The organism is Actinomadura sp., from assembly GCF_044508335.1.
Taxonomy (GTDB): Bacteria; Actinomycetota; Actinomycetes; order Streptosporangiales; family Streptosporangiaceae; genus Spirillospora.
In genome coordinates, this window is the sequence record NZ_JBIQHY010000020.1 from 64,340 (window position 1) to 73,637 (window position 9,298).

A 9,298-nucleotide genomic window follows, 5' to 3' on the forward strand; every position below is an offset into this window, starting at 1 on the left:
CGGCCGGGTGCTCGGCCGGGTGCTCGGCCGGCCGCTCCCGCGGGCTCAGGACGATCTCCTCGCCCGCCGCACCAGCAGGTCGCGCAGCTCCCGCACGTGCCGCCGCGCCACCGGCAGCTCGGCGTCGCCGACCACGACCGTGCAGCGCCCCGAGTCGAGCCGCAGCTCCTTGATCGCCGACAGCGCGACCAGGTGGCTCCGGTGGACCCGGACGAACCCGGCGCCGCTCCACCGCTCGCACAGCGCGTTCAGCGGGATCCGCACGAGGTGGCTGCCGCCGGACGTGTGCAGGCGCGCGTAATCGCCCTGCGCCTCCACGTACAGCACCTCGGCCGGGGTGACGAACCGGGTGACTCCGCCCAGCTCGACGGGCATGGGCTCCGGCTCCGCGGGCGCCGGGTCGGCGGGGACGTCCGCCCAGCCGGCCTCCTCGGCGGCCTCGGTGACACGCGTGATCGCCAGGCTGAGCCGCTCGGGCCGCACCGGTTTCAGGATGTAGTCGGTCGCCTTGATCTCGAACGCGTCCACGGCGTGCCCCTCGTAGGCCGTGACGTACACGATCAGCGGGGGGCGGGCGAACTGGGCGAGGACGCGGCCGAGCACGGTGCCGTCCAGTCCGGGCATGCGGATGTCGAGGAACACCGCGGAGACGGGCCGCCCGTCCGCGAGCGCGCGGTCGAGCTTGCGCAGCGCGGCGGCGCCGTCCCGGGCCGTGTGGATCTCGCCGATCCGCGGATCGGCGCGCAGCAGGTGCACGAGGTCGTCCAGTGCAGGCGCCTCGTCATCCACCGCAAGGACACGCAGGCCCACCGCATCGTCCTTTCCCGTACCGTCCGCCACATTCCAGTCAACGCCGCCGGGAGAGTCAAGAGGCCGTGACGCCGGGACGGTACTTGGGAACCCGCACGATGACCTTGGTTCCGGCGCCCGGCCCGGTCTCCACGGCGAGCCCGTACTCGTCCCCGTACACCTGCCGGAGCCGGTCGTCGACGTTGGCGAGCCCGATCCCCGCCTGGTCCGCGGCGGGGGTGCGCCGCTCCCCCGCGAGCAGCTGCCGGACCTCCTCGGGGTCCATGCCGATCCCGTCGTCCTCGACGCTGATCACGCAGTCGGACCCGGCGTCCTCCGCGATGATCGTGATGAGGCCGGGCTCCGACCTGTCCTGCAGCCCGTGCCGGACGGCGTTCTCCACGAGCGGCTGCAGGCACAGGAACGGGACCGCCACCGGCAGCACCTCGGGCGCGATCCGCAGCGTCACCCGCAGCTCCTCGCCGAACCTGGCCCGCTGCAGGAGCAGGTACCGGTCGATCGACCGCAGCTCCTCGGCGAGCGTCGTGAAGTCCCCGTGCCGCCGGAACGAGTACCGGGTGAACCCGGCGAACTCCAGCAGCAGCTCCCGCGCCCGCTCCGGGTCGGACCGGACGAACGACGCGATCGTGGTCAGCGAGTTGTAGATGAAGTGCGGGGAGATCTGCGCCCGCAGCGCCCGCATCTCCGCCTCCATCAGCAGCGCCCGCGAATGGTCGAGCTCGGCGAGCTCCAGCTGGGCGTCGACCCACTGCGCGACCTCTTCGGCCGCCCGGATCAGCCCGGCCGGGACGTCCTCCCCGTACGCGGCCAGCGTCCCGACGACCCGGTCGTCGGTCGCGAGCGGGACGACGACGACCCGCCGGATCGGGCAGTCGACCCGGTCGCAGCCCACGTCGTGCACCTGCGTCCGCCCGTTCCCCAGCGTGACCTCGGCGTGCGCGAGCCCCTCCGCCGCGTGGTGGTCGTGCTCGCCGTCCCAGGCCAGCAGGCGCTCCCCGTCGGTGATGGCGAGCGCCGGGCAGTCGAGCAGCGCCCGCAGGTGCCGCGCGGCCTTCTGCGCCCCCTGCTCGGTCAGCCCGGCCCGGAACGCGGGCGCGGCCCGGGAGGCGGTGTGCAGCATCTCGAACGTCGCGCGCCGCGCGGGTCCGCCCAGGTCACCGCCGCGCCCCTGGCGGCGCCACCACAGCAGCGCCGGAACCCACGTCACCACGAGCGTCGCGACGACGGCAACGACCACGTCCATCCAGCAAATTTATGCCGCATACGCCGAGGAAAGTGAAGTTGATCACTTTCCTCCCCAACCCGCTATGGAACGAACCCGGCATCCATGACATTTTGATCAAGCCGACATTGTCGATCTTGGCCGGAGTACCCGCCGCTCCCCCAGACCCACGGCCGGGCCCGGCCGTGAGGAGTGCGCATGCGCCGACGTCGAAGCGCGGCAGCCCTTGCCGTCCTGCCCCTCGCCCTCTCCCTGCTCGCCGCGCTGCAGGCCCCGGCCGCCGCGGACGAGCTGGACCTCGCCAACTTCCAGCTCCGCCCGAACTCCTACGGCACCGACCTCCAGGACCGCGCCGACGCCCTGCCGCTGGTGAAGGCCACCGTCACCGACATCATGAACGACCTGAACCGGCGGAGCGACACGACGCCGGTCGCCGTCGGCGGCGCCTGCAACCCGGCCGCGCGGGCGTCCGGCAGCAGCGTCGACATCGAGCGGAGCATCTGCTTCAACAGCGGCGACAACGACACGGAGGACTGGTACCCGCAGGGCGTCACCACCGTCGCCGACATGCAGTCCGACCGGGTGTGGGGCAACGGCTACCAGCCGGTCATCGTCAGCTGGTACGACCACAACACGTCCACGAAGAACCCGGTCAAGGGCGTCCGCATCAGCTTCATCAACCCGTACACCGGCGCCTACCGGCACGTCCTGCTGGTGTATCCGCGGGCCAACGGCGACTACGACGCCGTACGGGTGTCGCAGGACTCGTCCAGCGGCGACTACAGCAAGCCGCTGCACGCGGGCGGCATCCTCTGGTACGGCAACTACCTGTTCGTCGCCGACACCGCGCGCGGGTTCCGGATGTTCGACATGCGCCGCATCTACGACCTGGGCGCGTCCAAGAACGGGACCACCAGCAACAAGGACTGGGTCGGCCTCGTCGGCGACACCTACTACGGCTTCAGCTACCGCTACATCATGCCGCAGGTCGGCTCGTGGACCCGGACCGCGTCGACCGGCACCAAGTGCACCGCGTCGGACGGCTCGCCGAACTTCTCCTACGTCTCCCTCGACCGCAGCGGCACCGACCACCTCATCGCCGGGGAGTACTGCGCGGGCGGCGAGGCGGTCAACGGCCGGGTCGCCGCCTGGCCCATCGCGGGCGCGTTCGACTCGAACCACAACCTGATCATGAACACGTCGTACCGCTGGAACGCCGACGTGGCGCACAGGCTGCCGGACAGCAACGTGCAGGGCGCGATGCGCTTCAACGGCCGCTGGTACCTCAGCCGCAGCCACGGCGAGACCGGCTCAGGCGACCTCATCAAGACCGAGCCGGCGACATCGTCCACCGCCACGCTGCGGATCGACCAGCGGCAGGACCTCGCGATCGGTCCGGAGGACCTGTCCCACTGGCAGGGCGGTGCCGCCTCGACCCCGACGCTGGGCACCATCTGGACGCTCGGCGAACACCCGGGCAAGCGGATGGTCTACTCCGTCTACCCGCACTAGGTCCACCCGCACCAGCCCCGGGCTCCCCGGGAGACGCCCGGCCGGCCGCCGCCGGCCGGGCGTTCCCGGTGGTCAGTCCGGATCGAGGTCTTCGGCGAGCTTGTCGTAGTGGAGGTCGGGGTCGCCGAACGCCAGGGACGCGGCCATCGCGTGTTCGGAGAACAGGCGCAGGTCGTGCTCCCCGGTGAAGCCGATGGCGCCGTGGACCTGGTGGCCCAGGGCGCACACCCTTTCGTACGCCTCGCTCACCCACGCCTTGGCCATCGCGACCTCCTGGGCGGCCTCGCGGCCCGCCGACAGCAGCCAGATGGCCTCGTAGGCGATGAAGCGGGACCCGAGCACGTCGATCGCCATGTCGGCGCAGTGGTGCTGGACGGCCTGGAACGACCCGATCGCGCGGCCGAACTGCTCGCGTTCCGTCGCGTACTCCACCGTCATGTCGAGGACGCGCTGCGCCCCGCCCACCATCTCGGCGCACGTCGCGGCCGCGCCGAACAAGTTGATCGCGGCGGCGGCGTCCGCGCCGAGAGCGTCCTCGGCGCGGACGCCGTCCAGCTCGACGTGGCAGGGACGGTCCGAGCCGATCGCGCCGAGCGGCCGGAGCGTCACGTCCGAGGCGTCCACCCAGAAGGCGCGCGGCTCACCGTCCAGCCGCGCCACCACCAGGATGTGCTCGGCCGAGGCGGCGTACGGGACGAACTCGGCGGTCCCGCTGAGGACGAACGCGTCGCCTTCGCGCGCGGCGGCCGGGCCCTCACCTGGACGATCCCAGGGCAGGGGGGCGGCCGTCACGATCCGGCCGTCCGCGATGGCGGCCAGCCAGCGTTCCCTCTGCTCCGGCGTCCCGCAGCGGGCGACCGGCATGCCGCAGCAGGCCACCGACGCCGGCAGCGGGCTCGGCACCCGCGCGTAGCCGAGCTGCTCGAACAGCAGGCACGCGTCCAGGAAGTCGCCGCCCACGCCGCCGTGCTCCTCGGGGAAGGCCAGGCCCGTCCAGCCGAGCTCGACCATCTCCTTCCAGAGCGCGGCGGAGTAGCCGGACGGGTCGCCTTCCAGCGCCCGCGCCCCGGCGGTCGAGACGCGCGAGGCCAGGACCTCGCGGGCGGTGGAGGCGATCAGCTCCTGGTCTTCGGTCAGGCTCAGGTCCATGGCGGCGGCACCTTGTCGGAGCGGACCCACACGCCGGGGCGTTCCTCCCAGAACAGCTGCACGAGGACGCCGCCGGTCTTCTTCGGATGGATGAACGTGTGCCTCCAGGCAGCCCCGTCGGTGACGCCCTCCTCGTCGTCGAAGGTCGGGGTGTCGTAGTGCTCGCAGGCGGCCATCGCCGCGTCCCAGTCGGCGACCTCGAACGTGACGTGGTGGGCGCCGGGGCCGCCCTTGGCCAGGAAGCGCTCGATGAACGAGTCCTCGCCGCGCGGCATGATCACTTCCCAGCAGATGGCGGAGCCGGGGATGTTCAGCACGAGGTCGGCCATGTCGGGATGCTCGTCGTCGGCCGTCCGCCACACCTGCACGAAGCCGGCGAGGTCGTGGTACCAGCGGGCGAGCACGTCGCGGTCGTGGAACGCCTGGCAGATGTGGTCGAGGGCCACGATGCCGAGGGACGGCCCGTCCGGCGACCCCGTCTCCACCGCGGAGGCGGACGTGTCGCCGCACATGTCGAGGCTCCCGGGGCCGCGCAGCCGCCACAGGACGCCGGGGCCGTGCTCGGGCGGGCTCAGCGACGCCTCCAGCCAGCGGCCGCGCGCACCGTCGGTCGGCTTGATGCCGCGCACTTCGAGTTCGGCCTGCACGGCTTCGAGGTCGGGCACCTCGGCGCCGACGTGGTGCAGGCCGGGCCGCCCGGAATGCTCGTCCAGCCACGTCTGCAGCGGCGAGCCCTCGCCCGCTGGGGAGACGACCTCCCACGCCTGCCCCCGGCTGCCGGGGATCTCCAGGCGGGCGCCGCGCACCCCTTCGCCCGGGTTGTCCCAGCTCCGGACGCGCCGGAACCCGAACAGCCCGGAGAGCAGCGCCACCTGCGCGTCGAGGTCGGGGGTCACCTGCGCGACGTGATCGATGCGGTAGATCTGCACGGGTCCTCCTAGCTCGGGTGCGGCTCGATCCAGTCGTAGCCGTAGGTGACGAGTTCCTTGACGAGGCGCAGGTTGTAGCGGTTCATCGCGGCGATGCGCTCGGCCAGCTCGCCGACCCGCTTGTCGAACTCGTCCGCCGGGTACACGTCGTTGACCAGCCCCAGCTGCAGCGCGCGCTCGGCGCCGATCCGCGCGCCGGTGAAGAGCAGCTCCTTGGCGCGGGCCTTGCCGATCCGCTCCGGCAGCCGCTTCACACCGCCCCAGCCCGGCGCCGACCCGCCGAACTCGGGCTGGTCCGGGTCGCCGTCCTCGGTCATCTTCGGCCGGTACGGGGGCCGCGCCGACAGCGTGATCTCGACGAGGCCCATCTTCGCGTCGTCGGAGGCGACGATGAAGTCGGCGGCGAGCGCCAGCTCCAGGCCGCCGCCGACCGCGTACCCGTGCACGGCCGCGATCACCGGCACCGACAGCCGCTCCATCATCGCGAACGTCTTCTCCCCGAGCCGCCCCTGCTCGACGCGCTCGCGCGGGGTCAGCTTCTCCGACCAGGCCAGGTCCATCCCGGCGCAGAACGCGCGCTCGCCGGCGCCGCGCAGCACCACCGCGCAGACGTCCTCGTCGTCGTCGACGCGGGTGAAGATGTCGCGCAGCTCCGTCATGGTGGTGGGCGTCAGGGCGTTCAGCTTCTCCGGGCGGTTCAGCGTCAGCCAGGCGACTCGCTCCTCGATCCGCAGGTCGACGGTCTCGTAGGCGTTCTCGTCGGGCATACGGGTTCGCTCCTCCTGGTGGTGGTCAGCCGCGGGGCAGGTTCAGGCCCCGGGTGGCGATGACGTTGCGCTGGATCTCGGTGGTGCCGCCGAGGAAGGTGGACGCCACCGAGTCGCGGCGCATGTGGGTGAACAGGGCGCCGAGCGGGGCGCCCTCGCGCTCCCAGAGCGCGGCGGACCGGCCGAAGGCGCGCGCGCCGGTGCGCGCCAGCCGCTGGTGCAGCTCCGCGCCGAACAGCTGGTTGACGGACGCCTCGAAGCCGGGCTCCTCCCCCGCCGCCTGCCGCGACACCGTGTAGCGGGCCAGGTTGTACAGCACGCGGACCTCCGTCCGGCGGCGCGCGATCTCCCGCCGGATCGCCGGGGTGTTCCGCGCGAACCGCCGCCCGTCCGGCGACCGCAGGTACGCCGCCAGCTCGGCGAGCGCCTGCTCGTACTTGATCGTGGCGCCGATCCCGGCCCGCTCGAAGCCGAGCGCGGACATCGCCACGTACCAGCCGCGGTTCTCCTCGCCGACCCGGTCCGCCACCGGCACCCGGACGCCGTCGAAGAAGATCTCGCAGAACGGCGCCGCGCCGCGGATGTCGGTGATGGGGCGGATCGTCACGCCGGGCGCGTCCGCCTTGACGAGCAGGAACGTGATGCCGCGATGCGGCCTGCCGGCGTCGGGGTCGGTGCGGACCAGGACGAACAGCCAGTCGGCGTACTGGCCGAGGGACGTCCACACCTTCTGGCCGTCCACGACGTACTCGTCCCCGTCGCGGACGGCGCGGGTGCGGAGCGAGGCCAGGTCGGAGCCCGAGCCCGGTTCGGAGAAGCCCTGCGCCCAGGCGGCCCGGCCCGAGGCGATGGGCGGCAGGTGCCGGGCCTTCTGCTCCTCGGTGCCGTGCACCAGAAGCGTCGGGCCGAGGAGGAACGCGCCGATGCCGTTCACCGTCGGCACCCGCGCCCGCATCATCTCCTCGTGCAGGACGAACTCCTCCAGCGGCGACAGCCCGGCGCCGCCGTACTCCCGCGGCCAGTGCGGGGCGATCCAGCCGCGCTCGGCCAGCGCCGCGGCCCACGCCCTGGCCCCCTCCCGCCGCTCCGGGTCGTCGGACACCCGGTCGACGGGCCAGTTGTAGCCCGCGACGTCCTCGGGTTCGAGGCTCTGCTCCTCGTCCGCCGCCGGGCGGTAGGACGCGGGGAACCGCTCCGCGATGAAAGCCCTGACCTCTTCGCGGAAGGCCGCCTGCTCCGGCGTGTCGTCCCAGTTCACCGGCCGCCCGCCTCCCGGTCCCAGGTCGTCTCGGTGATCCCCGACTCGCCCTGCGCGCGCAGCTTGTACTTGGCGACCTTGTCGGTGGGGGTGCGCGGGAGGGCGTCCACGAACTCCACATATCGGGGGATCATCGAGCGCGGCAGCCGCTCCTCGCAGTAGGCGACGAGCTCCTCCGGGTCGAGCCCGGTGTCCGGCTGCACGACGATCGAAACCTTGATGTCCTCGTCCTCCAGCTCCGAGGGCACGCCGATCGCGGCGCACTCCAGCACCGCCGGATGCTGGTTGATCTCGGTCTCCAGGTCGAAGGCCGAGATGTTCTCCCCGCGCCGGCGGATGGCGTCCTTCATCCGGTCAAGGAAGTAGAAATACCCGTCGTCGTCTCGCCATACCCGGTCCCCGGTGTGAAACCACATGTTGCGGAAGCAACGTGTGGTCGCCTCCCAGTCGCCGTAGTAACCGGTCGTGAGGACGAACGGCTGCTTCGGCCGCAGCACCAGCTCGCCCGGCTCTCCCGGCCCGACCTCGCGGTCCAGTTCGTCCACCACGGCGACGTGGAAGCGCTCCTCGTGCGCCCGCCCGCACGAGCCGACCCGCCACTCCCCGTACGGGCTGCCGGTCGCGATGCCCGCCTCGGTGCTGGTGTAGGTCTCCACCGACCGGACGCCGAACCGCTCCCGCATCGCCTCGTCGAGGTTCGACTTGCCCATGTAGAACGTCTCCAGCCGGTGGTCGCGGTCCCGCGACGTCGGCGGCCGGTTCAGCAGGATCGGGATCATCGAGAACACGCTCATGCAGACCTGCGCGTCGAAGCGGCGCACGTCGTCCCAGAACCTGGACGCGCTGAACCGCTCGACGATCGCGATCGAGCCGCCGCCCAGCAGGGCCGACAGCATGCCGTCCCAGAGCGCGGCGGCGTGGAACAGCGGGAGCGGGCAGTAGATCGTCTTGCCCCACCGGTCGAGGAAGTCGAGCGAGTCGTATGCGCAGGTCAGCGCCAGCGCGTGCGGCACCATGGCGCCCTTGGACGGCCCGGTCGTCCCGGACGTGTACATGATGGCCTGAAGATCCCCGAAGCCGACCTTCACATCGACCGTGCCGCCCTCGTCCGGCAGGGAGTTCAGCTCGCGCGCCGGCTTGCCGAGCCGGTCCAGCGGCACCCCGGCCCCGGCGGCGTCCCGGACGAGGACGCCGCCGAGCTTCGGCAGCCTCTCCGCGACATCGGCGACCCGCTCGGCGTACGGGCCGTCGATGATGAGCCAGCGCGAGTCCGAGCTGTCCAGGACGTGCCGCAGCAGCTCGCCCCTGTACGCGATGTTGATCGGCACGGCGACCGCGCCGAGCCGCGCCAGCGCGAACACGAGATGGACGAAGTCGGCGCAGTTGGGCAGCATCAGGCCCACGTGGTCGCCGCGTCCGATGCCGGCCCCGGAGAGGGAGCGGGCCAGCCGATCGGCGGCGGCGTCGACCTCGCCGTAGGTGACCTCGCCGTCCCGGAACTTGAGGAACGTCTGCCTTCGATGTACCTGCGCCTGTGACCGGAGGACGTCCCCGAGGACGAAGCTCTCCAGCGTCTCCTTGCGCATCCGGACCCTCCGCTGTCGCTGCGTTGGCGTGCGTGCGTGCCGTTGGCGTGCCTGCGTGCGTTGGC

8 protein-coding genes are annotated in these 9,298 nt (G+C 72.2%); 1 reads left to right on the plus strand and 7 read right to left on the minus strand.

Annotated elements, in window-relative coordinates; genetic code table 11:
- Positions 1–45: 45 nt before the first annotated feature.
- Complete coding sequence (locus ACIWVC_RS10660) at positions 46–810, minus strand: LytR/AlgR family response regulator transcription factor (protein ID WP_396446806.1); 765 nt, start codon at positions 808–810, stop codon at positions 46–48.
- Positions 811–865: 55 nt separating this feature from the next.
- A complete protein-coding gene (locus ACIWVC_RS10665; protein WP_396446807.1) occupies positions 866–2,053 on the minus strand; it encodes a sensor histidine kinase in 1,188 nt (395 codons plus the stop codon).
- 177 nt (positions 2,054–2,230) lie between these two features.
- On the opposite strand from ACIWVC_RS10665, the gene ACIWVC_RS10670 reads away from it, so the two are divergent.
- Positions 2,231–3,544, plus strand: coding sequence for a hypothetical protein (locus ACIWVC_RS10670; RefSeq protein ID WP_396446808.1), 1,314 nt, complete (start codon positions 2,231–2,233; stop codon positions 3,542–3,544).
- Positions 3,545–3,616: 72 nt separating this feature from the next.
- Here ACIWVC_RS10670 and ACIWVC_RS10675 read toward each other — a convergent pair whose 3' ends face one another.
- The 5 genes from ACIWVC_RS10675 to ACIWVC_RS10695 are packed head-to-tail and all read right to left on the minus strand — an operon-like array spanning position 3,617 to position 9,233.
- A complete protein-coding gene (locus ACIWVC_RS10675) occupies positions 3,617–4,693 on the minus strand; it encodes an acyl-CoA dehydrogenase family protein (protein ID WP_396446809.1) in 1,077 nt (358 codons plus the stop codon).
- A complete protein-coding gene (locus ACIWVC_RS10680) occupies positions 4,684–5,622 on the minus strand; it encodes a VOC family protein (protein WP_396454077.1) in 939 nt (312 codons plus the stop codon). Before ACIWVC_RS10680 ends, ACIWVC_RS10675 begins: the two co-directional genes overlap by 10 nt.
- A gap of 8 nt (positions 5,623–5,630) precedes the next feature.
- Complete coding sequence (locus tag ACIWVC_RS10685; protein WP_396446811.1) at positions 5,631–6,389, minus strand: enoyl-CoA hydratase/isomerase family protein; 759 nt, start codon at positions 6,387–6,389, stop codon at positions 5,631–5,633.
- Between the two features lie 25 nt (positions 6,390–6,414).
- Entirely contained in the window at positions 6,415–7,647 is a 1,233-nt protein-coding gene (locus ACIWVC_RS10690; RefSeq protein WP_396446812.1) for an acyl-CoA dehydrogenase family protein, read from the minus strand.
- Complete coding sequence (locus ACIWVC_RS10695; protein ID WP_396446813.1) at positions 7,644–9,233, minus strand: AMP-binding protein; 1,590 nt, start codon at positions 9,231–9,233, stop codon at positions 7,644–7,646. The genes ACIWVC_RS10690 and ACIWVC_RS10695 overlap by 4 nt, the downstream gene beginning before the upstream one ends.
- Between the last annotated feature and the right edge of the window lie 65 nt (positions 9,234–9,298).